25 protein-coding genes are annotated in these 26,588 nt (G+C 68.9%); 13 read left to right on the forward strand and 12 right to left on the reverse strand.

Annotated elements, in window-relative coordinates; translation table 11 throughout:
- Positions 1–3: 3 nt before the first annotated feature.
- From AC1Q6E_RS19755 to AC1Q6E_RS19765, 3 genes are read left to right on the forward strand one after another with little or no spacing between them, the layout of a single operon-like run.
- Entirely contained in the window at positions 4–1,389 is a 1,386-nt protein-coding gene (locus tag AC1Q6E_RS19755; protein WP_296556115.1) for an acyclic terpene utilization AtuA family protein, read from the forward strand.
- On the forward strand, positions 1,386–1,739 hold the full coding sequence (locus tag AC1Q6E_RS19760) for an AtuA-related protein (protein ID WP_152797164.1): 354 nt from the start codon (positions 1,386–1,388) through the stop codon (positions 1,737–1,739). Before AC1Q6E_RS19755 ends, AC1Q6E_RS19760 begins: the two co-directional genes overlap by 4 nt.
- On the forward strand, positions 1,736–2,704 hold the full coding sequence (locus AC1Q6E_RS19765; RefSeq protein ID WP_152797166.1) for a Bug family tripartite tricarboxylate transporter substrate binding protein: 969 nt from the start codon (positions 1,736–1,738) through the stop codon (positions 2,702–2,704). Before AC1Q6E_RS19760 ends, AC1Q6E_RS19765 begins: the two co-directional genes overlap by 4 nt.
- Before the next feature lie 30 nt (positions 2,705–2,734).
- Here the strand turns inward: AC1Q6E_RS19765 and ftsH are convergent, their stop codons facing one another.
- Together ftsH and AC1Q6E_RS19775 are read right to left on the reverse strand one after the other, a co-directional pair.
- Positions 2,735–4,774 carry an ATP-dependent zinc metalloprotease FtsH gene (gene ftsH / locus AC1Q6E_RS19770; protein ID WP_296556114.1) on the reverse strand — a complete coding sequence of 680 codons (2,040 nt, stop codon included), beginning with the start codon at positions 4,772–4,774 and terminating at the stop codon, positions 2,735–2,737.
- Positions 4,771–5,724: a LysR family transcriptional regulator gene (locus AC1Q6E_RS19775; RefSeq protein WP_492573375.1), complete on the reverse strand. Its 954-nt coding sequence runs from the start codon at positions 5,722–5,724 to the stop codon at positions 4,771–4,773. The genes ftsH and AC1Q6E_RS19775 overlap by 4 nt, the downstream gene beginning before the upstream one ends.
- A gap of 114 nt (positions 5,725–5,838) precedes the next feature.
- Here AC1Q6E_RS19775 and AC1Q6E_RS19780 point away from each other — a divergent pair, with 114 nt between their 5' ends.
- From AC1Q6E_RS19780 to AC1Q6E_RS19795, 4 genes are read left to right on the forward strand one after another with little or no spacing between them, the layout of a single operon-like run.
- Positions 5,839–6,813, forward strand: a complete 975-nt coding sequence (locus tag AC1Q6E_RS19780) for a tripartite tricarboxylate transporter substrate binding protein (RefSeq protein ID WP_296556113.1) — start codon at positions 5,839–5,841, stop codon at positions 6,811–6,813.
- 35 nt (positions 6,814–6,848) lie between these two features.
- On the forward strand, positions 6,849–7,841 hold the full coding sequence (locus AC1Q6E_RS19785) for a Bug family tripartite tricarboxylate transporter substrate binding protein (RefSeq protein WP_492573376.1): 993 nt from the start codon (positions 6,849–6,851) through the stop codon (positions 7,839–7,841).
- Positions 7,842–7,892: 51 nt separating this feature from the next.
- Positions 7,893–8,954 (forward strand): isocitrate/isopropylmalate dehydrogenase family protein, encoded by a 1,062-nt coding sequence (locus tag AC1Q6E_RS19790; protein WP_152797176.1) that lies wholly within the window; start codon positions 7,893–7,895, stop codon positions 8,952–8,954.
- Positions 8,955–8,956: 2 nt separating this feature from the next.
- Positions 8,957–9,814, forward strand: a complete 858-nt coding sequence (locus AC1Q6E_RS19795) for an amidohydrolase family protein (protein ID WP_492573377.1) — start codon at positions 8,957–8,959, stop codon at positions 9,812–9,814.
- A gap of 1,071 nt (positions 9,815–10,885) precedes the next feature.
- On the opposite strand, the gene AC1Q6E_RS19800 is transcribed toward AC1Q6E_RS19795, so the two are convergent.
- The 3 genes from AC1Q6E_RS19800 to AC1Q6E_RS19810 form a co-directional block, all read right to left on the reverse strand.
- Positions 10,886–11,377 carry a DUF6306 domain-containing protein gene (locus tag AC1Q6E_RS19800; RefSeq protein ID WP_152797178.1) on the reverse strand — a complete coding sequence of 164 codons (492 nt, stop codon included), beginning with the start codon at positions 11,375–11,377 and terminating at the stop codon, positions 10,886–10,888.
- A gap of 20 nt (positions 11,378–11,397) precedes the next feature.
- Positions 11,398–11,751 carry a cupin domain-containing protein gene (locus AC1Q6E_RS19805; protein WP_152797180.1) on the reverse strand — a complete coding sequence of 118 codons (354 nt, stop codon included), beginning with the start codon at positions 11,749–11,751 and terminating at the stop codon, positions 11,398–11,400.
- 133 nt (positions 11,752–11,884) lie between these two features.
- Positions 11,885–13,915: a glycoside hydrolase 5 family protein gene (locus AC1Q6E_RS19810; protein WP_492573378.1), complete on the reverse strand. Its 2,031-nt coding sequence runs from the start codon at positions 13,913–13,915 to the stop codon at positions 11,885–11,887.
- 206 nt (positions 13,916–14,121) lie between these two features.
- Between AC1Q6E_RS19810 and AC1Q6E_RS19815 the strand changes: the two genes are divergently transcribed.
- The 6 genes from AC1Q6E_RS19815 to xth all read left to right on the forward strand — a co-directional run bounded on the left by AC1Q6E_RS19815 (position 14,122) and on the right by xth (position 18,443).
- A complete protein-coding gene (locus AC1Q6E_RS19815; RefSeq protein ID WP_296556106.1) occupies positions 14,122–15,156 on the forward strand; it encodes a helix-turn-helix transcriptional regulator in 1,035 nt (344 codons plus the stop codon).
- Between the two features lie 98 nt (positions 15,157–15,254).
- Positions 15,255–16,451: an NnrS family protein gene (locus AC1Q6E_RS19820; RefSeq protein WP_492573379.1), complete on the forward strand. Its 1,197-nt coding sequence runs from the start codon at positions 15,255–15,257 to the stop codon at positions 16,449–16,451.
- A gap of 11 nt (positions 16,452–16,462) precedes the next feature.
- Entirely contained in the window at positions 16,463–16,918 is a 456-nt protein-coding gene (gene azu / locus AC1Q6E_RS19825; RefSeq protein WP_492573380.1) for an azurin, read from the forward strand.
- A gap of 86 nt (positions 16,919–17,004) precedes the next feature.
- Positions 17,005–17,319, forward strand: coding sequence for a type II toxin-antitoxin system RelE/ParE family toxin (locus AC1Q6E_RS19830; protein ID WP_296556104.1), 315 nt, complete (start codon positions 17,005–17,007; stop codon positions 17,317–17,319).
- A complete protein-coding gene (locus AC1Q6E_RS19835; protein WP_152797194.1) occupies positions 17,316–17,627 on the forward strand; it encodes an addiction module antidote protein in 312 nt (103 codons plus the stop codon). Before AC1Q6E_RS19830 ends, AC1Q6E_RS19835 begins: the two co-directional genes overlap by 4 nt.
- A 36-nt stretch (positions 17,628–17,663) precedes the next feature.
- Complete coding sequence (gene xth / locus AC1Q6E_RS19840) at positions 17,664–18,443, forward strand: exodeoxyribonuclease III (protein ID WP_296556102.1); 780 nt, start codon at positions 17,664–17,666, stop codon at positions 18,441–18,443.
- A 6-nt stretch (positions 18,444–18,449) separates the two neighbouring features.
- Here the strand turns inward: xth and AC1Q6E_RS19845 are convergent, their stop codons facing one another.
- From AC1Q6E_RS19845 to AC1Q6E_RS19875, 7 genes are read right to left on the reverse strand one after another with little or no spacing between them, the layout of a single operon-like run.
- The gene (locus AC1Q6E_RS19845; protein ID WP_492573381.1) at positions 18,450–19,994 is read right to left on the reverse strand and encodes a gamma-glutamyltransferase family protein; all 1,545 of its coding nucleotides are present in this window, start codon (positions 19,992–19,994) and stop codon (positions 18,450–18,452) included.
- A 5-nt stretch (positions 19,995–19,999) separates the two neighbouring features.
- Complete coding sequence (locus tag AC1Q6E_RS19850) at positions 20,000–20,617, reverse strand: SRPBCC family protein (protein WP_152797201.1); 618 nt, start codon at positions 20,615–20,617, stop codon at positions 20,000–20,002.
- Positions 20,614–21,765 carry an FAD-dependent oxidoreductase gene (locus AC1Q6E_RS19855; protein ID WP_152797203.1) on the reverse strand — a complete coding sequence of 384 codons (1,152 nt, stop codon included), beginning with the start codon at positions 21,763–21,765 and terminating at the stop codon, positions 20,614–20,616. The genes AC1Q6E_RS19850 and AC1Q6E_RS19855 overlap by 4 nt, the downstream gene beginning before the upstream one ends.
- 37 nt (positions 21,766–21,802) lie before the next feature.
- A complete protein-coding gene (locus AC1Q6E_RS19860) occupies positions 21,803–22,897 on the reverse strand; it encodes a DODA-type extradiol aromatic ring-opening family dioxygenase (RefSeq protein ID WP_492573382.1) in 1,095 nt (364 codons plus the stop codon).
- A complete protein-coding gene (locus tag AC1Q6E_RS19865; protein ID WP_492573383.1) occupies positions 22,894–23,373 on the reverse strand; it encodes a (2Fe-2S)-binding protein in 480 nt (159 codons plus the stop codon). Before AC1Q6E_RS19865 ends, AC1Q6E_RS19860 begins: the two co-directional genes overlap by 4 nt.
- A complete protein-coding gene (locus AC1Q6E_RS19870; RefSeq protein ID WP_152797209.1) occupies positions 23,370–24,218 on the reverse strand; it encodes an FAD binding domain-containing protein in 849 nt (282 codons plus the stop codon). Before AC1Q6E_RS19870 ends, AC1Q6E_RS19865 begins: the two co-directional genes overlap by 4 nt.
- On the reverse strand, positions 24,215–26,587 hold the full coding sequence (locus AC1Q6E_RS19875; protein WP_492573384.1) for a xanthine dehydrogenase family protein molybdopterin-binding subunit: 2,373 nt from the start codon (positions 26,585–26,587) through the stop codon (positions 24,215–24,217). Before AC1Q6E_RS19875 ends, AC1Q6E_RS19870 begins: the two co-directional genes overlap by 4 nt.
- Position 26,588 lies beyond the last annotated feature (1 nt).

The following is a 26,588-nucleotide window of genomic DNA, read 5'->3' on the forward strand; positions in this document are numbered from 1 at the left end:
TGCATGCCTTCCTCTTCTTCGTCCTCTGTACCGCGCCTGCGCATCGGCTCCGGCGCAGGCTTTTCCGGGGACCGCTGGGACGCGGCCGTCCCCGTGGTCCGGACCCTGCTGGCGCACGACGGGCCGCGCGCCCTGATCTTCGAGACCCTGGCCGAACGCACCCTGGCGCTGGCGCAGTTGCAGCGCAAGCTGAATCCGGACTCGGGCTGGGAGCCCTCCCTGGAGCGCTTCGTCGCCCCCGTCCTGTCCGACTGCGTGCTCGGTGGCATTCCGATCGTCGGCAACTTCGGCGCGGCCAACCCGCGCGGCGCGGCGCGGCAACTGCAGCGGCTGGCCGCCTCCCTCGGCCTGCCCGCGCTGCGCGTGGCCATCGTCAACGGCGACGACCTGCTGACGGCGCTCACCGCCGGGCAGATGCGCGCGCTGCTCGAACAATCGTCGATCGAACGGCCCCTGGTCAGCGCGAACGCCTACCTGGGAGCGCGCGAAATCGCCGCGGCGCTGCGGGCCGGCGCGCAGGTCGTGGTCACCGGCCGGGTGGCCGATCCCGCGTTGGCGCTCGGCCCCATGCTTGCCCATTTCGACTGGCCCGACGACGACTGGGATCGACTGGCGGCGGGCACCATGGCCGGACACATTCTTGAATGCGGCGGACAGGTATGCGGCGGCTATTTCGCCGACCCGGGCTTCAAGGACGTCCCCGATCTCGCCGACCTGGGCTTTCCCATCATCGAAATGCACGAGGACGGACGCTTCGTCGTGACCAAGGCCGAGCACACCGGCGGCTGCGTGGATCGCCGGACCGTCATCGAGCAGTTGCTGTACGAGATACACGACCCCGGCGCCTACCTGACACCCGACGTGGTGGCCGACATCACCGAGGCCGAGGTCCGCCAGATCGGCGGCGACCGGGTGGAGATCACCGGCGTGCGCGGCCATCCACGGCCGGCCACGCTCAAGGCCACGCTTTGCTACGAAGGCCCGTGGCTGGCGGAAGGGGAAATCTCCTATGCCGGCCCCAATGCGGCGGCGCGCGCGGCGCTGGCGGCCGACGTCGTGCGCAGGCGGCTGGACGCTCTCGGCCTGGGAAACCTGAAGATGCGCGCCGATTTCATCGGCGTCACCAGCGTGTTCGGCGACGACAATGGGCACTGGGCGGCCGCGGCCGATGTGCCGGTCTCGCCGGTGCAAGACCTGCGGCTGCGCATCGCCGCGGCGGCCGCGTCCCGCCAGGATGCCGAGCGGGTGGCGCGCGAAGTGCTGGCCCTGTATACCTGCGGGCCGGCCGGCGGCGGCGGGGTGCGCACGGCCGTCACGCCGCGGCTGGGCAGCGGCTCATGCCTGGTGCCGCGCGACTGGCTGGCGCCGACCTGGGAGTTCGCCGCATGAACAAGACGACGCCTCCCCGTACCGTTCCCCTGCACCACCTGGCTCACGCCCGCACCGGCGACAAGGGCAATCGCGCATCCATCAGCGTCATTGCCTACGACCCCGCCGACTGGCCGCTGCTGGTCGAGCAGGTCACCGAAGCCAGCGTGGCCCGCCTTTTTTCTTCGCGCTCGCCGACCCAGGTCAGGCGCTACCTGCTGCCGCGCCTGGCGGCCATGAATTTCGTGCTGGACGATGTGCTCGACGGCGGCGTCAACGACTCGCTGAACCTCGACACGCACGGGAAGACGCTTTCCAGCTTGCTACTGACGCTTCCCATTTCCATCGACAATAAGGAGGAGACATCATGAACACCCATCGCCGCCGGCAGCTTGCCGTGCTCAGCCTCGCCTTGCTGGGCGCTTCGGCCGCCAGCGCCCAGACGTTTCCCGACAAACCCATCACCTTCGTCGTGCCCTTCGCCGCCGCCAGCGCCACCGACCAGATCGCGCGGGCGCTCGGCCAGGCCGTCTCGGAAGCGACCGGGCAACCCGTGGTGATCGAGAACAAACCGGGCGCCAACTCCTTCATCGGCGCCCAGACCGTGGCCCGCGCCAAGAATGACGGCTACACGGTGCTCATCACGACCAACACCACCCATGCCGCCAACGAGCACTTGTTCAAGAAACTGCCCTACGACCCCGTCAAGGATTTCGAACCGGTGACGCTGCTCGGCAAAGGCGGCCAGATCATGGTCGTGCCGCCCAGCCTGCCGGTCAGCAACGTGAAGGAGTTCATCGCCCTCGCGAAGGCCCAGGCCGGCAAGCTGTCGTTCGGATACGGAAGCTCGTCCAGCCGGGTGGCCGGAGAACTGTTCAAGCAATCGACGGGGACGGAAATCGTGCCGGTGCCCTACCGCAGCAATCCCATGGGCGTCACCGACCTGCTCGGCGGCCAGATCCAGGTCATGTGGACCGACATGACGACCGGCCTGCCCCAGGCCAAGAGCGGCAACCTGAAAGCGCTCGGCGTCACGACCTCCACCCGCAGCCCGCTCGCGCCCGACGTGCCGACCATCTCGGAGTCCGGCGTTCCCGGCTATGAATCGACCTACTGGTTCGCGGCCTACGTGCCCGCCGGCACCTCCGACGCGATCGTCACTCGTCTCAACCAACTCCTGGTCACCGCGGCCAAGTCTCCGACGGCGGCGAAATTCTACGGGCCGACCGGCACCGAACTGGTGACCAGCACGCCCGATGAGCTGCGCCGCTTCCAGGCCGCCGAATCGCAGAAGTGGGCACAGATCATCGCCAAGGCGGGCATCCAGAAAGAGTGACGCGGGCGCGCGCCGGCACGGGCCGCCGCATCACAGCAGCGGCAGCTTGCCTTCGTCGTCCCGCCGCCGGCTGCCTTCGGGCAGTTCGTTGAGGCGCGGCGCGGGCGGCAGTCCCGTCGCCGCGAGGATTTCTTTCTCGTCCAGGGTTTCCCGCTCCAGCAACGCGCGCACCAGCGCGTCGAGCTGGGCACGATGTTCGCGCAGCAGGCCGAGCGCGCGATCGTGGCAGCCATGGATGAGTTTCTGCACCTCGTCGTCCACCGCCCGGGCCGTTTCCTCGCTGTACGGCAGGCTGCCGCCCCCGCCTCCCAGATAGGGATTCTGGCGCGGCGCGAGCTGGACCATGCCCAGCCGGTCGCTCATGCCCCAGCGCATGACCATGTTGCGCGCCAGGTTGGTCGCCTGCTCGATGTCGCTCTCCGCGCCGGTGGTACGCGTGCCGTAGACCACCTCCTCGGCCGCCCGGCCGCCCAGCATGCCGACGATGCGCGCCAGCAGATAGGCCTCGGGATAGTTGTAGCGATCGGTCTGCGGGCGCTGGTAGGTCACGCCCAGGGCCTGGCCGCGCGGCACGATGGTGACGCGGTGCACCGGGTCGGCGCCCGGCACCAGCAGCCCCAGGATGGCGTGGCCGCCCTCGTGATAGGCGATCCGCTCACGGTCGGCATGGCTCAGGATCAGCGGGCGCTCGGGGCCCAGCACGATTTTCTCCAGCGCGTCGTTGAAATCCTTCTGGTGCACCTGGTCCTGGTCCCGGCGGGCCGCCAGCAGGGCCGCCTCGTTCACCAGGTTCTTCAAGTCGGCGCCCGACAGGCCCGGCGTGGTCGAGGCCAGCTCCGGCAGGTCCACGTCCGCGGCCAGCGGCGTCTTGCGCGTGTGGACCTTCAGGATGGCCTCGCGGCCGTTCTTGTCGGGCAGGTTGACCACCACGCGCCGGTCGAAGCGGCCCGGCCGCAGCAAGGCCTTGTCCAGCACATCGGGCTGGTTGGTGGCCGCCAGCACGATGACGCCCTCGCGCCCGGAGAACCCGTCCATCTCGGTCAGGATCTGGTTCAGGGTCTGCTCCTGCTCGCTGGATCCGCCCAGCGCCACCTGGCCGCGCGCGCGGCCGATGGAATCGATCTCGTCGATGAAGATGATGGACGGCGCCTGCTCGCGCGCCTGCTTGAACAGGTCGCGCACCCGCGCCGCGCCCACGCCCACGATCATCTCGACGAACTCGGCCGCGCTCATCGAGAAGAATGGCACGCCGGCCTCGCCCGCCACGGCCTTGGCGAGCAGCGTCTTGCCCGTGCCCGGCGCGCCCACCAGCAGCACGCCCTTGGGGGCGGAGCCGCCCAGGCGCGTGTACTTGGCGGGATTCTTCAGGAAATCGACCACCTCGACCAGCTCGTTCTCGGCCTCGTCGATCCCGGCCACATCCTCGAACGTGACCTTGTCGCCGCCCTCCAGGTCGTAGCGGCGCGCCTTGCTCTTGCCCAGCCCGAACATGCTGCCGCCCATGCCGCCTTGCCGCGCCGCCCGCCGGTACAGCCAGACGTAGAACGCGATGATGAAAATGGCGGGCCCGAAGCCGAAGATCACCGTGGTCAGCCAATTGCCGCTCTGGATGGGCTCGGCGCTGATCTCGACCTTGTGGTCGATCAAGAACTGTTCGAAGCCCGGCCCCACGAACACCGGCAGCGTGCTTTCGAAGGTCGTGGACGTGCGCGGCGGCTGGGCCTGTGCGCCGGCCTTGGCGGGCGCCTCGGTCGTTGCCGTCGGCCAGGTGACGGCCTTGACGAAGCGGCCCTCGATGCGCTCGCCCTGGCTGTAGATCGCCGTGACGTTGCCCTTGGCGACTTCTTCCTTGAAGACCGTGTACGGCACGGTGATGGGCGCGTCGGCGCCGCCGCCCGACAGGTAGCGGGCCAGGAAGTAGTTGACCAGCAATACCGCCAGGAAAATCAGCCACATGCGGCGCGGCGGCATGGACATCGGACTGCCCGCGTTGCGGCCGTCGGGCAGTCCGCCCTTGCCTCCCGCGGTATTCGCAGGTTTTTTCGGCTCTTGCTGGCTGGGCCACTTCATGGCGTCTTCCCCGTGTGTCGGTCGGCTGCCGCCAAGCATACTCCGGTACGATCCTCTCGCCGTGCCCGTGCTTCGGCGACGATGACATCCCGGAAGGCCTGCACCGCGGGCGCGGCCGGCTGGCCGCGGCGCCAGATGAAGCCCACCTGCCGGCCCAGCACGGGCTCGACCAGGTCCACGCTCGCCAATCCCTGGCCCGCCGATCCGGACAGCGCGTGCCTGGGCACGGCGCCCACGCCCACGCCCGCCTGGATCAGGCTGAGCAGCGCCGGCACGTGCAGCACCTCGCCTATCCAATTGGGACGCGCGGCCAGATGCGCCAATCCCTGGTCGATCAGCAGGCGGTTGCCGCCGCCGGCGGCCAGGCCGATGCACTCCACGCCGGCCAGTTCCTCCCAGCGCACACGCCGCCGGCGGGCCAGCGGATGATCCGGCCGGCAGGCCAGGACGAAGGGCTCGCGGGCCAACTCCTCGAACTCCAGATCGGGTTCGCGCGTGCCCAGGTAACTGATGCCGAAATCGGCGTCCGAACGCGAGACCGACAGCAGCACGTCGGGCGCCGGCTGGTCCAGCACCCGCAGCCGGATGCGCGGGAAACGGGCGTGAAAAAGACTGGCGGCCCGGGCCACGAAGTTGTCCACGGCGGACGGGATGCACGCCACCGTGACCAGCCCGCGTATGCGCTCGGACAGCTCGGTCATGCCCAGCAGCGCCCCTTCCAGTTCCGACAGCACGTGCTGGGCGCGGGGCAGGAACGAACGGCCCATGGCATTGAGCTCGACTTTCCGCGTGCTGCGCTCGAACAGCCGCATGCCGAGCGCCTGCTCCAGCTTGTCGACCCGGCGCGACAGCGCCGGCTGGGATACGTGCAGGGCCTGCGCCGCGGCGCGGAAGCTGGCCAGTTGCGCCACCGTCACGAAGGCCCGGAGATCGGACAGGTCGAAATTCATACGATAAGCGTATCAATTGAAAGTATTTTTGCAATTTACAGCAGGAACAGAATGCATGACGATGCCGGCAAGGCACCGATGAGTGCCTTCCAGAACATTTTTGGAGGCACTTCCATGAAGCGACGCTTCATTCTCCTGGCCGCCGCCGTGACGGCCGGCACGCTGGCATCCCCCTGGGCCCGGGCCGACGATGCCTGGCCCCAGCGGCCGGTCACGCTCGTGGTCCCCTTCGCCGCGGGCGGCGGCACCGACAGCATCGCCCGCGACATCGCCAAGCAGATGAGCGACCAGCTGCGCCAGCCCGTGGTCGTGGAAAACCGCGGCGGCGGCGGCGGTTCCATGGGCGCCAACGCGGTCGCCAAGGCGCGGCCGGACGGCTACACCGTGCTGTTCGCGACCTCGACCTTCGCCACCAACGCCGCGTTCGAGCCCAAGCTGCCCTACGATCCGGAACGCGACTTCGCCCCGGTCGCCATGATCGGCCGCGGCCCCCTGCTGTTGGTGACCAGCAAGCAGCTCGGCGCGGCGACGGTGCCGCAACTGCTGGCCACCGCGCGCGCCCGCGCCGAAGGCCTGAACTTCTGCTCGGCCGGTCCCGGCAGCATCAACCACCTGGCCGGCGAACTGTTCCGGCAGCAGACAGGGCTGGCCATGACCCACGTGCCGTTCAAGGGCAGCGCCCCGGCCAGCATGGAACTGCTGGCCGGACGCGTGGACGTGTTCTTCGCGACCGTGCCGACCATCCTGCCTCACATCAAGGAAAACAAGCTGAACCTGCTGGCCGTGACCAGCGACAAGCGCTCGGCCTTGTTTCCCGAGGTCCCCACCCTGGCCGAGACGGGTGTAAAAGGCTATGACGTGACCACCTGGTGGGGCGTGCTGGCCCCCGCCGCCACGCCCCCCGCCGTGGTGCAGGCCCTGAACAAGGCGGTGATCGCCGCCGCCTCGGCCGCGCCCGTGCAGGAGCGGCTGCGGCACGAAGGCGCGACGCCGCTGTCGCTCAGTCCCGCCGCGTTCGGCCAGGAACTGCGCAAGGAACTGGCGCTGTGGCGCGGCGTCGTCGCCAAGCCCGGCATTCAACTGCAATGACCGGCCCGACCAAGAAAACCATCGCGAGACTCCCCATGACCACCTTCTCTTCCTTGTCACGACGCGACTTCGTCCGGCTCGGCACGGCCACCGCCATGCTGGCTGCCGGCGGCGCCGGCCGCGCCGCCGGCAACTATCCGACCAAGCCCGTCACGGTCATCGTTCCCTACGCTCCCGGCGGCCAGGGCGACGTGTTCGCGCGGCTGCTGTCCCAGGACCTCGGACACGCCCTGGGGCAATCCGTCATCGTCGAGAACCGTCCCGGCGCCAGCGGCGCGCTCGGCACCCGCCAGGTCGTGCGCGCCGACCCCGACGGCCACACGCTGCTGCTGGGCCAGACCGGCGAGATCGCCATCAACGGCTTCGCCATGAAGAACCCGGGCTACGACGCCCAGAAGGACCTGCGCGCGATCGCCCTGGTCGGCAACGCGCCGCTGGTGCTGGCCGTCCCGCAGAACTCGCCCTACCGCAGCGCCGAGGCGCTGCTGCAGGCCGCGCGGGACAAGCCCGGCAGCGTCGCCTACGCCTCATCGGGCACGGCGACGCCCGGCCACCTGGCGGCCGCGGCGATGGCGGTCCGCTCGAAGACCGACATGACCCACATTCCCTACAAGGGAGCGGGACAAGCGATCTCCGACCTCATCGGCGGACAGGTGCAGTGCTTCTTTGCCAGCGCCTCGTCGATCATGCCCCACATCCAGGGCGGACGCGTGCGCGCGCTGGCCGTCTCGTCGCTCGAGCCGGTCGCGGCGCTGGCCGGCGTGCCGACCGTCGCCCAGACCCTGCCCGGCTTCGAGTTCAGCCTGTGGGGCGGTTACTTCGCGCCGGCCGCCACCCCGCCCGCGATCGTCGAGCTGCTGGCCGGCCACATCAACCGCATCACCCAGAAACCCGAGCTGCGCAGCCGCTTCGAAGCCGAAGGCAGCGCCGTCGCCCCGATGACGCCCGAGCGCTTCGGCAAGTTCGTGCGCGCGGAAATGGATAAATACGCGGCCCTGGTCAAGAATACCCAGGCGCACATCGATTAACGCTTTCCAGGCCCGTCGGCCTGTACCCCCTTACCTTCTGGCTGGAACATCATGAAAATCATCGTACTTCCCGGCGACGGCATCGGCCCCGAGACCATGGCCGCCACGGTCGAAGTGCTGCGCGCGGCGTCGCAGCGCTTCGGTTTCGAGCTTGCCCTGGAACACGACATCGCGGGCCACGACAGCCTGCGGCGCCACGGCGCCACGGTCACCCCGGCGCTGCTGGACAAGGTCCGCGCCGCCGATGGCCTGATGCTCGGCCCGATGGCGACCTTCGATTTCAAGGACGAAAGCAAAGGCGAGATCAACCCCTCCATGTTCTTCCGCAAGGAGCTCGACCTGTACGCCAACATCCGCCCGTCGCGGACCTGGCAGGGCGTGCCGCACAAGGTCGACGCCTTCGACCTCGTGGTCGTGCGCGAGAACACCGAGGGGTTCTACGCCGACCGCAACATCGCCTCGGGCGGCAGCGAGATGCTGATCACCGAGGACGTGGTGGTGTCCCTGCGCCGCATCACCCGCCTGTGCTGCGCGCGCATCGCCCGCGCCGCCTTCGAGCTGGCGAGCGCCCGGCGCAAGCATGTCAGCATCGTCCACAAGGCCAACGTGCTCAAGATCGGCGACGGCATGTTCATCGACGAATGCCACAAGGTCGCGCGGGACTTCCCCGACGTGACCGTCGACGACTTCATCGTCGACGCGATGATGGCGCACGTGGTCCGTGCCCCGCAGCGTTTCGACGTCATCGTCACGACCAACATGTTCGGCGACATCCTGTCCGACCTGACCGCCGAACTGTCCGGCAGCCTGGGGCTGGGCGGCTCGCTCAACATGGGCGCGCGCTACGCGATGGGCCAGGCCGCGCACGGCTCGGCGCCGGATATCGCCGGCCAGGACATCGCCAATCCGTTCTCGCTGATCCTGTCCGCCGGCCAGTTGCTGGACTGGCACGGCCGGCGCACGAACCAGCCCGCCTATGTCGCCGCGGCCGATGCCATCGCGCGCACCGCCGCCATCGTGGTCGAGGCAGGGGAATCCACGCGCGACGTGGGCGGCAACCTCGGCACCGCCGCGACCGGGCGCGCCTTCGCCCAACGGCTGCTGGAGGCCTAGGCATGTCCCGGGCCGCAGCCGACATCCAGGCCGACCTGCCGGCCCTGGCGTGCGATTGCCATACCCATGTGATCGGCGACGCCTCGGCCTATCCCATGGTGGCGGAGCGCCACTACACACCGGGTCCGGCCTCGGCCGCCCAGTTGCGCCGCCACCTCGAACAGGCCGGCATGACGCGCGTGGTCATCGTGCAGCCCAGCGTCTACGGCACCGACAACCGCTGCCTGCTCGACGCGCTGGCGGAGATGGGCGGGCGGGCGCGAGGCATCGCGGTGATCGATGCGGGTTTCACGCCCCGGCAGTTGCAGATGCTGCACGACGGCGGCGTGCGCGGCGTGCGCGTCAATCTGGAAAGCGCCGGCCTGCAGGACATCGGCGCAGCGGAACAGGCGCTCGCCGCCGTCGGCGCACAGGTGGCCGGCCTGGGCTGGCATGTGCAGCTCTATGCCGCCCATGGGGTGATCGCGGCGCTGGCGCCACTGCTGGCCGCGCTACCCTGCCCCGTGGTCCTGGACCACTTCGCCATGGCTCCCTGGTCGCCCGAGGCCGCCGCGGCCATCACCGGCCTGCTGCGCTCGGGATGCGTCCATCTGAAACTGTCGGCGCCCTATCGGCTGGCGGACCGGCAGGATGCCGCCCGGTGGGCCCAGGCGCTGTGCCAGGAGGTCCCGTCCGCGCTGCTATGGGGCAGCGACTGGCCGCACACCGCCCGCGCGGCCGGCAAGGCGGCGCACGAGGTCAGTCCCTATCGTCAGATCGGCGCGCGCCAGTTGCTGGACGATCTGGCGCAATGGCTGCCGACTCCCGGGTTGCGGCAGGCGGTCCTGGCGGACAATCCCGACCGGCTGTACTGGCGCTGACGCGCTTCGCCCGCAGGGCCTGGCGGATCCAGGCCACGTTGTCGCGCAGCCGCTCGTCGCCGGGGGCCATCCGCAAGGCCTCTTCGGCATGGGCCAGCGCCTCGCCGCCGCGCCCCAGTTGCCAGTTGGCGATAGCGGCGAGATCGTGCGGCAGCGCACCATGGCACACCGGGTCGCTCATGTAGCCGTCGGGTTCGCCGGACAGCGACACCCCCCTGATCGCCGCCGCGCGGCACTCGGCCCACTCCCCGCGCCGGTACCGGATATCGGCCAGCGTGACCCAGGGTTCGCGCCGCTCCGGACACTCGGCCGCGGCGCGCAGCGCCCAGTCCAGGCCGTCGCGCCCCCGCGCCATCTCGCACTTGGCCAGGTACAGCATGCCGGCCGACCGCTCGGGCCGGAAGGCGTTGCCCGGCAGGGCCAGGTAGCGTTCGAACTCGCGCGCGGCATCATCGTAGCGTCCGGCATGGAACAATTCGCGCGCATGGTAGTGCGCCATGCGCGGATCGTGGGGTTCCTCGGCCGCCGCCGCGGCCAGCAGCGGCAGGTAGGCGGCGCGCGGCCTGGCGCGGTCGGGATGGTGCTCCACGCGCACGCCGGGCGCGAGCACGCCCTGTTCGGCGATGCGATCGGGATAGATGCCTTCATGGCAGGCGTGGCGCCACCGGTAGCCATGGCGGGCATGGATGCGGTTGTTCAGGAAACGTATCGCCGGCCTGCCATCCTCATGGAAAGCGGACACGAAGTCGTAGTGCGCCCGCGTGGTGCCGGGCACCCAGGCAGCTTCCAGGGCCGGCCGCCACCCCGGGCAAAGGATCTCGTCCAGGTCCAGCGACACACACACGTCCACCTCCCCAGGCACCAGCGCCAGCGCGGCGTTGCGGGCATCGTCGAAGCGCCAGGGCTCGATGGACACGCGATGCACGGCCGCCCCCAGCGCTTGCAGATGTCCGATGCTGCCGTCGGCCGACCCGGTGTCCGCGACCACCACCACGTCGGCGCCCGCGCAGGACGCCATGAAGCGTCCGGCGAACCCGGCTTCGTCGCGGCAGATGGCGTAGACGGCGATTTTCAGGGCTTGCCCGCCGCCAGTTGGATCTCGACACGATCGATGTTCTCGCGATGCGCGACCAGCATCGCCAGCAGATCGTCCTGGATGCCAGCCTCCTTGACCTTGGGCACCAGGACTTCGAGTTTCCTGACCACCCAGGCCTGTCCGCGATTCAGGAAAGCCATCCGCGCGGGCAGGTCGGCGATGGCCATGGCCTTGCCGTGGAAGGCGCCCGTGCGCGAACCGGGCTTGGCGTCCAGCGACTTGATGGCGGCGATCAGCACGCCGCACCATTTCACTTCGTCCTGCCGGATGGCCTCCATCAGCGCGCGCTCGGCGGGGTCCTGCAATTGCGCCACGGTTTCCTCGGCCACGCGGGCCCCCGCCCGCTCGGCCTCCAGCAGTTCGTCCAGCGCCGCCAGCAGTTCCCCGCGCGGAAGCTGGCCCATGTAGGCGGCATCGGCCTGCTCGGCATAGCACACCGGCGATGCGCGATCGGATTCGGGCTGCATGATTTCTCCAGGATGACGGGTCAGGCAGCGCCGGGGCCGGCATCGCCCGGTTTGCGAACCAGCGTGACCAGCAGCGTCGTGTCGGCCAGCGCCCGCACCGCGTGCGGCTCCTGGCCGAGCAGCGCGACCAGTTGGCCGGAACGCAGTCCGCAGGTGCCATGCGGCGTGGTGACGACGGCTTCGCCGGCCAGGCACTGGATGGTCAATTCGCCGGGCACATGGTGCTGCGGCAGTTCGTGCCCGGCGGGAAGCACCAGTTGCATGAGCTGCAGGCCGTCCGTGCGGAGCAGGCTGCTGCTGGCATGGGTTCCCCGCTGTTCGTCGCTGGCATGCAGGTCGATCGCTTCCAGGGGACTTGCGTGTCTGAGGGCCATGATCGCACCGACTGAACCTGTGGGCGCTCCAGTTTCCAGGCCGAGCGCGTTGCCTTGCTTCGCACCTGTCTTTATACGCCAGTCCGGCGGCGACCGCATGATGCGGCGCCGCCGGCCGGCCCTGCGCCCGATCCTACTTGTAGGCGTCGACCACCGCGTCATGCAAGCTGGTCTTGACCAGTTGATCGATGGTCAGCACGCCATAGTTGGTCTTGGCCTGGTCATCGTAGAAGTCGTAGTCGGCCTTCACGGTCTGGATCTGCTTGACGATGTCGCCGTGGTGGAACGCCCCGAACGCCCCTTCGGTGTCGGTATCGTGCTCGGTCTGCTTCCAGACCTTGTCGTCGAACTGGAAGTGGGCGATGCCGAGTATCTGGCCCGGATTGCTCTTCTGGTAGTCCAGCACACCTTTCAACTGCCGGTTGACGTAGTTCGGGGTGTAGTCGGGTTTCGCCCGGCTATAGCCGATTTCCGTGAACAGGATGGGAACGCCGAACTGCTTGTAGGTGGCGGGAATCCAGCCCTGGCCCGTGCTTTCCGCGTTCTTGAGCAGATAGGTCTCGTCGTTGTAGGTCTGCGGGGCCAGCATGAGGCGGTCCTTGTATTTCGCGGTCCGCGAGTCGGTCAGCAGGCGGTTGAACTGGTTCCAGCCCGGCATGTTCTTGCCGGACAGATAGGGCTCGCCGCGCGGCACGAAGGTGATCGGCATGCCCACCGGCACACTCTTGCTGAACTTGCGCTTGTCGGCCTCTTCGATGAAGCGCGCGACCAGGCCGATGGCCGTGTTGTAGTTGCCGGGATAGCCTTCGGCATCCAGCTCGTTGGAAATGATCACCCCGGCGATCGCGGGATGCCAGTCGGTCCCGGCCTTGTTGCCGAAGTTCCGGTTCGAGAAATACGCGGCCAGCGCCGTGTTCCAGAGCGGATCGCCCTGCGTCGAGATCCAGTTGCTGAGCGGCACGACGACCTTGATGTTCAGGCTGTTCGCATAGTCCAGGAACTGGCTGTGGTCGTTGCGGGTATCCCAGTCGTACAGCCGGATCAGGTTGATGCCCATGTCCTTGATCGTCTTCAGGTCGTTGCGGCAGTCGGTTCCGCAGCCTTGCGACAGATAGGACTGCTTGCCCCACAACGATCCGGCCTGCTTGCGGGCGATGTCGCTGCCGAAATAGATGTAGCTGGTGTTCGCCGTGGACGGGTTGTAGCCTTGCCCGAAGGCCTGGTAGGCGGTGCCCTTGCCGGGGATGGGAAAGCGCGTGAAGCGGCCCGCGGCGACGCTCAGCACGGCATCGCCCAGGGCTTCCGGCGCGCCCGCGTTCGCGCCCCGCAGCGTCGCCGTATAGCTGATCTCGTCGGTATCGGCGTCATAGGCGGGATTGGACAGCGTCATGGCGTACAGCTTGGGATCCCCCTTGGCCGTGGTGCCGAACAAGGTGGCTGCCGGCGCCGTCTCGCCGTAGGCGTAGGACCACTGCGGCAGGAAATAGGAAACCGGCCGGGCCTCGGAATACGTGCCCGGCGCATTGTCCACCAGGAACATGTCCTCGCCCGCCTGGCTCAGCACCACCTTGTACTGGCCGGCCGTGGCCGTGGGCTGCAAGGCCGCCTTCGAGGCGTATTGCGTGTATTCCGCCACCTCTTTGTCATCCACCAGGTTGTTGAGCACCCTGACGGTGACATTGTCGAAATCCAGGGCGGCATCGACATCCTGGTCCAGGGTGTCATTCTGCAACTGCGCCTGGAAAGTCATGGTCCGGGTCTTTTCATCGTAGGCAGGTCTGGAAAGCACCACATACACGCCTTCCAGCCCACCTCCCCCCGACAACTGGAACTGGACCGTCGCGTTGGGATCGATACCGTCATAGGCGTCCCGCCAGATGTTGCCCGCGTACTCCTTGGCCGCGGACTTTCCCACCTCCACGCTCTGGCCACTGGCATACCACAGCACGTCGGGCTCGACGTTCTTCAAGGCCAGGGTCCGGACCGCCCCACCCGCGCCGGCCGACAGTTGCCCCGACCCGGCCACCAGCATATAGATGCGGGACGAGTAGGCGCCGCCGGAGCCGGCTTCGCTCTTGGCGCCGTCCCCCCCGCAGCCGACCAGCATCGCACCCGAGGCCAATGCCAGCGCCGACATGAGAAATCGTCTTGTTTTCGTTTTCATACTGCCGCTCCTGAGAAATCGGCCATGTCTCGCGGACGACCCGGCGTCCGGATATTCACGGCACCGCGTTAATCGCATGGAAAGGATGAACAAATGTTAGAGAAAGGCCTCTCTTGCGGGTAAGGCATGTTTGGGTCAAGCGTCCCGAATACCGGGAATTCGTCCCGGGTGTGGCAAAACGCGCGACGGGTGTATCATTTTGTGTCATGCCGACCTCCCCACCCCCTTGCGTAGCGGAGCATCTGTCTTCCCACGATGTGGAACCGGCGCTGCGTTTCGATGCCTGGCGCGAGCGCGCGCACCAGTGGGTGGAAATGCTGCCCCCGCCGCCCGGGGTCGAACTGGATGCGGAACTGCTCACGCTGCGCAACAGTGCCTGCATCTTCGGCACCATGCGCTCGTCGGCCTATGAAATGCGCGCCGCCTCCCGCCGCCTGGCCCACGCGCCCGACATGGTGGTGGTCACGCTGATCCAGTCGGGCGAGCTGGTGCGCGACGCCGCCCCGGGCGAACTCCAGCGCGTCGGCCCGGGCACCATGGGCCTGTACGATCCGTGGCGCATCGGGAACTACCGCTGGAGCCAGGGATCGCGCGAGGTCTTCCTGGCCCTGCCGCGCGGCGAGGTCCGCGCGGCGCTGGGGCGCGAACCGGGCAACGCGCCCATTCCGCTGGAACACTGCACGCTGGCCCCCGCCCTGGCCAGCCAGTTGAACCATCTGGCCCTGCTGGCACGCCAACCCCAGAAACTGGACGACGTGGAATACGCCAGCCTCCTGGAAGGAACGCGCTCGCTCGCGCTGCTGATGCTGCGCAACTACGGACGCCAGGGATCGCGCGCGGGCCTGTCCGATCTGGAAGACGACCTGAACGCGGGCCGCCATGCCGCGGCGCTGCGCTTCATGGAGCGCGAAGCCCACCGCCACGACCTGGACGCCGCGGCGATCGCCCGCGGCGCCGGCTGCTCGCGCACCCGTCTTTACGCGGCTTTCGCATCCCGGGGGGAAACCGTGATGGGCATGCTGCGCGAAATCCGCCTGCAACGCGCCAAGGCCTTGATCGAGCGCAGCCCCAGGCTGCACGTCGGCTCGCTGTCGTGGCGCTGCGGCTTCGCGGACCAATCGGCCTTCAGCAAGTTGTTCCGGCTGCGCTTCGGCCTGCTGCCCTCCGAATGGCACCACCGGACGTGGACCAGCCCCGTTCCCGCTTCCTCGGCCCGCCTTCGCTCACCAGATCGCCGTTGAAAATCCCCGGCGCCGTCAGCGGTATTGGAATTCCCCCATAAAGATTCATTTAATATATACCTTCAAGCCAGACATGCACGTCCTCACGGAGCCGGCCCATGCCCATGCTGCTGAAAGTCGAAGAACCCGTGCCCGCCGCCCCACCGCCGCCACAATGGCACGCGTTCCTGGAACTGGGTTTCCGGCCCCTGTACCTGGCGGGCTGCCTGTGGGCCGCTGTCTCCGTCCTGCTCTGGGTGTATGCGCCGCAGGCGCTGACCGGACCGCTCGGCGGCGTCGCCTGGCATGCCCATGAAATGCTATGGGGCTTCATCGCCACCATCGCGGTGGGCTTTCTATTCACCGCCGGCGCCAACTGGACCGGCATCAATCCGCTGCAGGGCAAGGCCCTGGGCGCGATGACGATGCTCTGGCTGCTGGCACGGGCCGGCTATCTGGTGCCGGACCGCACCGGATTCTGGCTGGCCACGTGCAGCGAGACGCTGTTCTTCGCCGGTGCCGCCGTGGCCCTGGGACGGTCCATCTACCCGGCGCGCAGCCGGCGCAACTACGGAGTGCCGGTACTCGTCCTCGGCCTGGGCATCGCGAACGTCCTTTATCTCCATACGGTCCTGCAAGGCGACTACGCCCTGCTGCTGGCGCGCTTCAATCTCGGACTGCTGTGCATGGCGGTGATCGCGCTGCTGGTGGCGCGGCGCGTGATCCCCTTCTTCGCGATGCGCGCCGTGCCCGGCCTGGACATCCCCATGCACACCCGCAGCGGCCAGTGGCAACTCGGCGCCGGCGTGCTGGCGATCGCGTTCCTGCTGGCCGGCTGGATGCCGTGGGCGGGCCTGGCGCTTGCCGCCACGGGCGCGCTGACCTGCTGGCAACTGCTGACGTGGCGCCCCTGGGCGGTCCGGCGCGTGCCACTGCTGTGGATCCTGTACGTGGGCTACGCCGCGCTGGGCACGGGCTTGCTGGTAGCCGCGGCGCACGCGGCGGGCTGGATCGCGCGCCAGGCCTGGCCGGCGCACGTCATTGGCGCGGCGGGCTTTGCCGTGCTGATCATCGGCATGGTGACGCGCACGGCGCTGGGCCACCTAGGGCGGCCGCTGCGCACCGACCGTAGCATCGTGGCCGCCTACGCGCTGGTGATCGCGGCGGCGGCGCTGCGCCTGGCCGCGCTGCTGCCCACGCCCTGGACCATGGGCGCCCTGCACGCATCGGCGGCGGCCTGGACCCTGGGGTTCGCGCTGTACCTGTGGCGCTTCTTCCCGCTGCTGATCCGTCCTCGTTTCGACCGACATTCCTGAAGGAGAACCTGATGAAGATCCTGCATACCACCCCGGCGCTGCTGCTGGCCGCCACCCTGGCCAGCCCCGCCTTCGCCGCGACCTGCAACGTGGAGATCGCGGGCAACGATGCCATGAAATTCGACAAGACCAGCATCGACGTTCCGCAAAGCTGCAAGCAGTTCATGGTCAAGCTCACGCACCCCGGCAAGCTCGCCAAGAACGTCATGGGCCACAACTGGGTGCTGAGCAAAGCCGCGGACGTGCAGGGCATCGCGGCCGACGGCATTTCCGCGGGGCTGGACAAGAACTACCTCAAGCCGGACGATCCGCGCGTGATCGCGCACACCAAGGTGATAGGCGGCGGCGAAACCGACTCCGTCACCTTCGACACGGGCAAGCTCAAGGCGGGGGAAAACTACGCGTTCTTCTGCTCGTTCCCGGGGCATGCGGCGCTGATGAAGGGAACGGTGACGGTGACGAAATAGGCCACGAAGCGCAGTCGGAAACTCCGTCAGCAACGGACCGGAAACCTCGCTCTTGATGGGAAGTATTCGATCGAATACAATACCCCATGTACACGATTAAGCCCCTGCCGGAGTTCGACGCCTGGTTCGACAACCTGAAGGACCCAGCCACTCGCTCCCGCCTCATCCGCAGGCTTGAGAAAGCTGCGCGGGGCCTGCTGGGCGACGTTGAGCCGGTTGGCGAAGGGGTGAACGAAATGCGCGAGTGCTTCGGCCCCGGCTGGCGCATGTACTACATCGAGCAGGGCGACGTGCTGATCGTCGTGCTGGGCGGAGGCTCCAAGGCCACGCAAAGTCGCGACATCAAACGCGCCAAGGAGTTGGCGCGCGCCCTAAGAAACAACGAGGAAAACCAGTCATGAGCAAGAAGACGATTCAGGTTTCCGAACTGCCTACCTTCGACCCCGCTCGCTACCTGCGCGACGACGAGGACATCGCTGCCTATCTTACGCAAGTGATCGAGGACGGCGACGCCGGCGAACTTGCACAGGCGCTGGGTGTCGCGGCGCGCGCGCGTGGCATGGCACAAATCGCCGAGGCCGCCGGCATTGGCCGGGAATCCCTTTACAAAGCCCTGCGTGCTGACGCCAGCCCGCGTTTCGATACCATAGCCAAAGTGTGCAAGGCACTGGGCGTGCGCCTTGTCGTCCAGGCCGTTCACCCTGCCTGACTCACTGGAAACAGATAAAAAGAGTTCCCCCGTACCATGAAATTCGCCACCTGGAACATCAACTCCCTGAACGTGCGCCTGCCCCAGGTCATCGCCTACCTGCAGTCCACGCCGGTCGACGCGCTGTGCCTGCAGGAACTCAAGCTGACCGACGACAAGTTCCCCGTCGGCGCCTTCGAGGAAATCGGCTATCACGCGGCGTTCACCGGCCAGAAGACCTATAACGGCGTGGCCATCCTGACCCGCCGGCCGGTCCGGGACGTGGCCAAGAACATCGACGGCTTCGAAGACCCCCAGCAGCGTGTGATCGCGGCCACGCTGGATACGCCCGCGGGCGACGTGCGCGTGATCAGCGCCTATTGCCCCAACGGGCAATCGGTGGACAGCGACAAGTACGACTACAAGCTGAAGTGGTTCGCCGCCTTCCGCGACAACCTGCAAGAGGAACTGGACCGCCATCCGCGCCTGGCGGTGCTGGGCGACTATAACGTCGCGCCCGACGATCGCGACGTGCACGACCCGGCCAAGTGGGAAGGCAACGTGCTGGTGTCCGAGCCCGAGCGGGCCGCGTTCCGCTCGCTGCTGGACGTAGGCCTGCACGACGCCTTCCGGCTGTTCGAGCAGCCGCCCAAGTCCTTCAGCTGGTGGGACTACCGGCAATTGGGGTTCCGCCGCAACGCCGGCCTGCGCATCGACCACATCCTGCTGTCCGACACGCTGAAGGCCGTGTGCAGCGAGTGCGTGATCGAGCGCGAGATCCGCAAGAACGAGCAGCCATCGGACCACGCGCCGGTGGTCGCGACGCTGGACATCTAGGGCGGATCAGTCCGCCAGCGCGCAGGCCTGTCGGCGCAGATCGGCCGCCGCTTCCAGCGTGCCGTCCGGACGCATGCGGATGGCCTTGGCCGAGCCGAAGTAGAACTCGTGCAGGGAATCTTCCTCCACCGGCACGCCGGCTTCGCGCAGCCGCCGCGCCACCCCTGCCGCGAAACCGGGTTCGAGCAGGATGTCACCGCCGCGCGTGATGCTCCAGCGCGACGCATCGATGGCCTCGGCCAGCGGCAGGCCCTCGAAGCAGGCATGGGTGATGACCTGCACCCCCGTCGTGGTCTGGCTCACGCCGCCCGGCGACACACCCAGCATGACCGGCCGGCCGCCTTCCATCACGATATAGGGATTCAGGGTATGGACGGGCCGCTTGCCCGGGCCCAGTACGTTGGGACTGGCCGGATCGAGGTCGAACTCGATCAGGCGGTTGTTCATCAGGATGCCGGTTTCCGGATCGACGCAGCCGCTGCCGAAAGGCTGGAACACGCTTTGCAGCATGGCCAGCGCGTTGCCCTGGTCGTCCGCCAGCACGATGCCGGCGGTGTCGCCGGGATCCCGCGCGCCCGAGGGCGCGGGATTCGCCACGCTGGCGAGGCGCCGCGCGACCTGCTCCGGCTCCAGGGTCGCGGGCCACGGCGCGGCCGGATCGGCCACCTTGCGCTGGAAGGTTTCCAGGCATAGCCGGGCGATCTGTATCTGCGCGATCGCGCGCTGGCCGGCGGCCCCGTCCAGGTACGGCGCCAGCGCGTCGAGCTGGGCCAGCATCAGCACGCCCAGCGAGTTCGGCGGCATGACGTGGATGTGCCTGTCGCGCACGGACAGACTGACAGGCGATGCCCAGTCGGCGCGCTGGGCCAGCATGTCATCCAGACGCAGCAGGCCGCCCTGCGTGCGCGAAAAGGCGTCCAGGCTGCGGGCGATGGAGCCGACGTAGAAAGCATCGGCGCCGTCGCGCGCGATGCGCCGCAGGGTATCGGCCAGGGCAGGCTGGCGCAGGAGATCCCCCGCCGACAACGGCTGGCCCCCGGGTGCGAACAAGATGTCGAAGCCGGGCTGGCGGACCACCGCCGGCTTGGCGCTCTTGAGGTTCCGGTGGATCTCGCTGGAACAAGCCAGGCCGTCCGCCGCGTGGCGCACGGCGTCCTCCAGCAGCGAGGCCCAGGGCAGGCGCCCATGGCGCCGGTGCGCCTGCTCCCACAGGCGCACGAGTCCGGGCACCACCCAGGTCGACGGTCCGCGCGGGCCGATGCCGCCGTCGCCGAAGGCACCGGGGCCGGCCAACCCGGGGGCGCGGCCCGTGCCGTTCAACGCCTGGACCGTGCCGGCGGCCGCATCGTAGTACAGCATCATGCCGCAACCGCCCAGCGAGGTCGCATGCGGCAGCGCGACGGTCAGGACGGCCGATGCCGAAATCATGGCATCGACCAGCGAGCCGCCCGCCCGCAAGGTGTGCAGCGCGCTCTGGCTCGCCAGGTGATGGCCGGTGACGACGGCGCGGCGCCGGCCGAACACCGCCGCGCGAGGAACGGGCCTGGACATGCCGGTCATCGCAGCAGGTTGGCGCAGAAGGTTCCCACGAAGCAGCCCACCCCGCAGGCTATGGGCAGCCACCAGCCTTGCCAACGGCCCGCCGCCTGGGCGCCGGACGGCGCTGTCGCCGGCGCGCAAACGGCCTGGCCCTGGGCCGCGAGCCCGGATACGGACGCGGCGGCGACCGCCCCGCCCCCCGACAGTTCGCGCTGCACGTTGGCGAAGAACTGTTCCGAGAACTTGCGCGCCGCGCCGTCTATCATCCGCGCCCCCAGTTGGGCGACCTTGCCGGTCACCTCCGTCTCGGCGCGGTAGCCCAGCAGGGTGCCGCCGGCGATGTCCTCCAGCGTCACCGCCACGCTGCCAGTGGCGGCGCCGGCCACGCCGGCCGAGCCCTGGCCCGTCAACGTGAAGCGCTCCTGCTGCGCCTGCACCGCGCGGGCGAAGGCCACGTCGAAATTGGCGCGGATGGGCCCCACGCCCGCCGAGATGGTGGCCCGGTAGCCGCCGTCGTCGGTGCGGCTGATGGCACGGCAATCGGGAATCGTGCGGCGCAGGAAATCCAGGTCGTCCAGCGCCTCCCAGACCCGGGCGCGCGGCGCCGCCAGCGTCTTGGTGCCGTCTATGATCATGGCCGTGCCTCTCCCATCATGTCTATGCCCGCCTGCGCCAGGCCTCGGTCGGCCACGCGCATGCGCTCGTTCAGGCACTTGAACTGGCCGAAGCTCCAGGCCACCAGCGGCCGGGCGAAATCCAGCGACGTCGGCCACTGGCGCGTGAACCAGTCGTAGCGCACGGCCCAGGCCTGCGTGCGGTCGCTGATGAAGCGCACGCGCTGTTCCCAGGCCGCCACCGCGGCGGCGACATCGTCGGCGTCTGCCACCAGGTGCGCCAGCGCGTAGGCGTTCATCAGGGTCAGGCCCGCGCCCTGCCCCAGGGTCGGCGGCAGGCCATGGGCGGCATCGCCCAGGATGGCGATGTTGCCGACGCTCCACTTCGGGCACTTGACCAGGCCGTAGTGGTATTGCGTGCCTTCCGCACGATGCAGCACCGCCATCAGGTCCGCGATCTTGGGAAAGCGCCGGCTCCAGTCCTCGGCGTCGATGGGAAAGCGCGCCGCCTTGGCGTCCCAGGCCGGGGCGACCATGTAGACGTAGGTGTGGTCGGGCCCCGAGGGCGTCACGCCTATGCGCCGGTTGCCGGACCAGTGCTCCACCGTCTTGGGCTGGGACGTGAAGGCGCGGCCTTCGACCAGATAGCGGTTGATGATGGTTGGCAGCTCGGTGAAACCGCCCCCCATCTTCAGCGAATTGCGGACCGCCGAATGCACACCGTCGGCCGCGATGACCAGATCGGCCTCATGCAGCCCGCCGTCGGCGGTCAGGAGGCCCTTGCCGGGCAGCGCGCCGGTCACGCGCGAGCCGGTCACGATGTTCACGCCGGCCTCCAGCGCCGCGTCGCGCAGCCCCTCGATCAGCACCTGCCGGGCGAAGGTGTGGACGCGGGACTTGTCCCGCAGCGGCCGCTCCTGCTTGACCGTGCCGTCGGCGAACTGGATCTGGGCGCGTTCGAGCACCGTGCCCTGGCCGCGGATGCGGTCCAGCACGCCCAGCTTCTCCAGCACTTCCAGGCTGTTGTTCTTGATGTAGATGCCCGCGCCCACTTCGCGGATCTCGGATCCCTGCTCGTGGACGTTGACTTCCCAGCCGCGGCGCGCGAACAGCGCGCCGGCGCTCAGGCCGGCGATGCCGCCCCCGGCGATTTCTACTTTGCGTTTCATACCCGATACCCGAAGAAAATGTTGGAGCGAAGAATCTCTATCCGGCCTGGCGGCGCCTGGCGGCCAGGCCGATCTGCATGGCCGCGCCCGAGGTCAGCAAGGCATGGATGCCAAAGCGGTCGCGCAGGACTTCCCATTGCATGGCGCGCAGCGCCTCGCTTTCGTCCTCGGCCAGGAGAAACGGCTGGCAGAAGGCGGCGGGGTCGTCCAGGAAACGTTCCGCCGCCTCGGCCCGCGTGCGCAGGGTCAGGACCGCTTCGGCCAGCCGGGCCCTCTCCGGCGGCATGGCCGGATAGCGCAACGGGTCGCGCGCCGGCGCGGGCTCGGTCAGGTCCCACCCGGCCGAGGCATAGATGTGGTGCCAGGACGGCTCCAGCAGCGCCGTGAACGGCGGCCGGTTCTCGCCCAGCGCCCCGGCCAGGATCAGCGGCGCGCGCAGTTCGACGTTGCCGGTGCGGTCCAGCTCCCAGTCGTCGTAGCTGAGCAGGTGCGTCAGATGTCCGGCCTGGATTTCGGCGAAGATGCGCTGGTCGGTCTCCAGGTCGGGGTGCGGATAGTGCACCGTGCCCGGGTAGTGGGACAGGCCGCCGCTGGCGATCAGCAGCGCGCGCTTGCCCAGCCGCTGCAGGGCGGTCTGCAAGGCGGCCCCGAAGGCGTAGCAACGGCGCCCGCCGGGCTGGGGCGGCACATAGGCGTTGACGAACAAGGCCACCAGCGGCACGTCGCGCCCGAAGCCCATGAACTCGTAGGGAATGGTGAAGGCCGTCTGCAGCTTGGCGTTCATCGTGAACGCCAGGTCGAAGCCGGCCCGCTCCATTTCCGGGACAAGGGCATAGCCGGTTTCGCCGTCGATGGCCCACATGCCCCGGTGTTTGTGCATGCCGTCGGCCTCGTCGGCCACGTGCACGCAGAACGGCGGCACGCCGTGGGTGACGAAGTGATCGCCATGGTCGTTGGACACCATGACGATGCAATCGGGTTCGAGCGCCCGCAGCCGTTCGCCGATCGCTTCCAGGGACCGGCGCACGCGGGCGACCTGTTCGAGGTCCTCGCTTTCGGGCAGGGACAGGAACTGCGGCGCGTGCGGCACGATGGCCGCGCCGACGATGCCGTAGGGATTGGAGGATTTCACGCTTGCACCTCGGTGATGGGTCGTTCTTCGTTGGCGACTTCGACGACGGCCGCGACGATGCCGTGATAGCCCGTGCAACGGCAGATGTTGCCCGACAGGCACTGGCGGATCGACGTCTCGTCGCTCAACTGGCCGCGGCGCACGATGTCGTATCCGCTCACGACCATGCCCGGCGTGCAGAAGCCGCATTGCAGGGCGTGGTGTTCGCTGAAGGCCCGGCGCAGCCGGTCGGCCGTGGCGTCGCACAGCCCTTCCAGCGTCGTCACCGCGCAGCCGTCCACCGAACCCGCCAGGGTCAGGCAGGCACGCACCACCTTGCCGTCGACGATGACGTTGCAGGCGCCGCACACGCCATGCTCACAGCCCAGGTGCACGGAGGTCTGCCGGCACTGCTCGCGCAGGACGTCGGCCAGTACCGCGGAAGGTTCGACCTCGAGTCCGGTCTCGCGGTCGTTCACGGTCAATGTGATGTTCATGCAGAAGCTCCTTGCCATGCCTGTTCGACCGCCCGGGCCATCGCCTGCGCGTGGCGGGATGCCGCCAGCGGATCGATGTGCGGCCGGGTGGCCAGGATCTCGTCCAGGGCCGCGGCCGCGATGTCGCGCCTGGCGGGAGGCTGGCCCCCGGCGGCGGCCAGCCTCCCCGCCGTGGCCGGCAGCGCCAGCGGTCCGGGGTCGATCGCGCCCAGCCAGCATGCCCACCGGCCGTCCGCTCCTTGCAGCGCCAATGCGCTGGCCGAGGCGAATTCGCCGGCCCGGTGCATGAGCTTGCACCGGCCCCATCGGGCGAGGCCGGATGCCCCCTCGGGCAATGTGACCGCCAGCGCGATCTCGTCCACCTGCACGTCGCTGTCCATGGCGCCGCGGATGAAATCGCGCAAGGCAACGGCACGTCGCCCGCGCAGGCTGGCCAGCTCCACCGTGGCGTCGAGCGCGGTCAGCAGCAACGGCCAGTCGCCCGCCGGATCGGCGTGGACCAGGCTGCCGACCACGGTGCCCCGGCCGCGCACCGGCAGGAAGGCGATTTCCGCCGCATGCGCCCGCAGCAGGTCGAACAGCGCGCCGGCCTGCGCGCACCGTTCAATGTCGGCATGGGTGACGGCCGCGCCCATACGCACGGCGGGCGTGGTATCCAGGCGCGCCAGCGACGCCACCCGGGTGATGTCGATCAGCGCATAGGGACGCAGCATGCGATAGCGCATCATGGGCAGCAGGCTCTGCCCCCCGGCCAGGACCTTGGCATCGCTGCCCAGGGCGGCGCGCAGCGCCAGCGCCTCGTCCAGCGTGCGCGGCACGTGCAGCGCGAAAGGTGGCAGCTTCATCGCGCGCCTCCTTGCCCGGCTTCGTGCAACTGGCGCAGCAGGTAGTCGGGCGTGATGGGCGTGCGGCACACGTCCACGCCCAGGTCCGCCAGCGCGTCGCGCACGGCATTGGCGATGGCCGCGGGTGGGGCCACGGCGCCTCCCTCCCCCATGCCCTTCATGCCGAATTCGGAATGGGGCGACGGCGTGCTGAAGTGCAGGATGGAAATCGGCGGCACCTCGACCGCGCTGGGCACGGCATAGTCGCCGAAGGTCACGGTCTGCGGCTGGCCGTTGCTGTCGTAGATCATTTCTTCATACAGGGCCTGGCCGATGCCTTGGGCGACGCCGCCGCGTATCTGGCCATCCAGGATCAGGGGATTGACCACGGTGCCGCAGTCTTCCACCACCAGGTAGTCCAGGATCCTGACGAAGCCGGTGTCCGGATCCACGCTCACGCGCGCGGCATGCAGCGTGTAGGAGAACGTCCCGGTCTCGACGCTGGGCCGGTAGTCGGCCTGGAACGAGAAACCGGGAGAAATGGATCGCGGCAGCTTGCTCACGCCCACGTAGGCGACGCGGGCCAGGTCGCCGAAGGACGTCGTGCCTTGCGGCGAGACGCAGGCTCCGTCGCGCACCTCGACCCGCGCCTCGTCCGTCTCGTGCAGCACGGCGTGGATGGCGCGCGCCTTGCCGACGATGTCGCGGCAGGCCATGGCCACCGCCCCGCCCGCCATCACGATGGAACGCGAGGCGACCGAGCCCAGGCCGTAGGGCGCCGCCGAGGTATCGCCCTGGCGTATCCGTATCGCCGAGATCGGCAGCGTGGTGATCTCGGCGGCGATCTGCGCCAGGCTGGTGAAATGCCCCTGTCCGTGCGACAGCGTGCCGACCTCGATGACCAGCGTGCCGTCCATGTTCAGCGTGGCGCGCGCCGATTCGTGGCCGTAGATCAGCGGCGAGCCGCGGCGGCGCCATTCCTCGGCGCCGTGCGCGGCCTGCTCGACCAGCATCGCGTAGCCCACGCCCACCCGGCCGCCATCATCGGCCTGCCGCGCGGCGGGCCAGTTCTCGGCCACGAAGCGCCCGGCGGCATCGACGATCTCGCGATAGTTGCCCGAGTCGTAGGCCAGGCCGGTGGCCGACACGTAGGGCATCTGCGCCGGCGCGATCAGGTTGGCCCGGCGCACGTCCAGCGGGTCGGCGCCCAGTTCGCGGGCGACTTCCTCGATGATGCGCTCCATCGCGAAACAGCCGCCGGGCCGGCCCACGCCCCGGTAAGGCCCCAGCGGGCTCTTGTTGGTGTGGATGCTGACCGCCTCGAAGCGATAGTTGCGGATGTCGTAGGGCCCCAGCATGACGTTGGTGGCCATGTTGGCCTCGATGGCCCCGGTGGAGGTCTTGGCCGAATAGGCCCCGGCATCCACCACCACCAGCGCGTCCAGCGCGTGGATCCTGCCCGTGTCGTCGAAATAGGCGGTGATGCGCTGCTCATGCTGGCGGCTGTGGTTGCTGGCGACGAAGTGCTCGTAGCGGTCCTCGATCCAGCGCACCGGCCGCCGCAGCTTCCACGCCAGCGCGGTCACCAGCACTTCCTCGGGGTAGAGATTGCTCTTGGAGCCGAAGCCCCCGCCCACGTCCGGCACGACCACGCGGATGTCCGCCTCGGCCAGGCCGGGAATCTGCTCGGCCAGGAAGGTGCGGATCAGGTGGGGACGCTGGCTGGACACGTACACGATCACGCCGCCGGCCGGATCGGGATAGGCCAGGCAGCCCCGGCATTCGAGCGGGCTGGCCAGCACCCGGCCCATGGACAGGCGGCGCGTGACCTGCCGCAGGCCGCGCGCGGCGGGATCGTCGATGATGGCCTGCGCATCGCCCAGCGCTCGGCCGATGCGCATGACCAGATTGGACGCCAGGTGATCGTGCAGCGGCACGCCCGGATGATCGATCTCGTCCCAGGCATCGACCACCGCGGCCAGCGGCTCGATGTCCAGTTGCACCTGCTCGGCGCGTTCCTCGGCCTCGGCGCGGGTCGCGCCCAGCGCCAGCACCACGGGTTCGCCGGCGAAGCGCACCTTGCCGTCGGCCAGCAGCGGATACGGCGCGCCGTTGAACTCCGGGCGCAGCAGCGCGCAATAAATGGGCAAGGCCAGGCCGGCGATGTCGGCCGCGCTCCAGAACGTGCCCGCCGGAAACTCCGGCGGCAGCGTCACGCCCCGCAGGCGGCCGTGGGCCACCGGGCTGCGGCAGAACGCCACTTCCAGGCATCCGGACATCTGGATGTCCGCCACGAAGGCGCCCCCGCCCGCCAGGTGGCGGGCATCCTCCACCCGGGCCAGCGGCCGCCCGATATGGGCATAGCCACCGTCGACCTTGCTTTCCCCCATG

Source organism: Pigmentiphaga sp. MLSB6-MA01 (assembly GCF_058793475.1).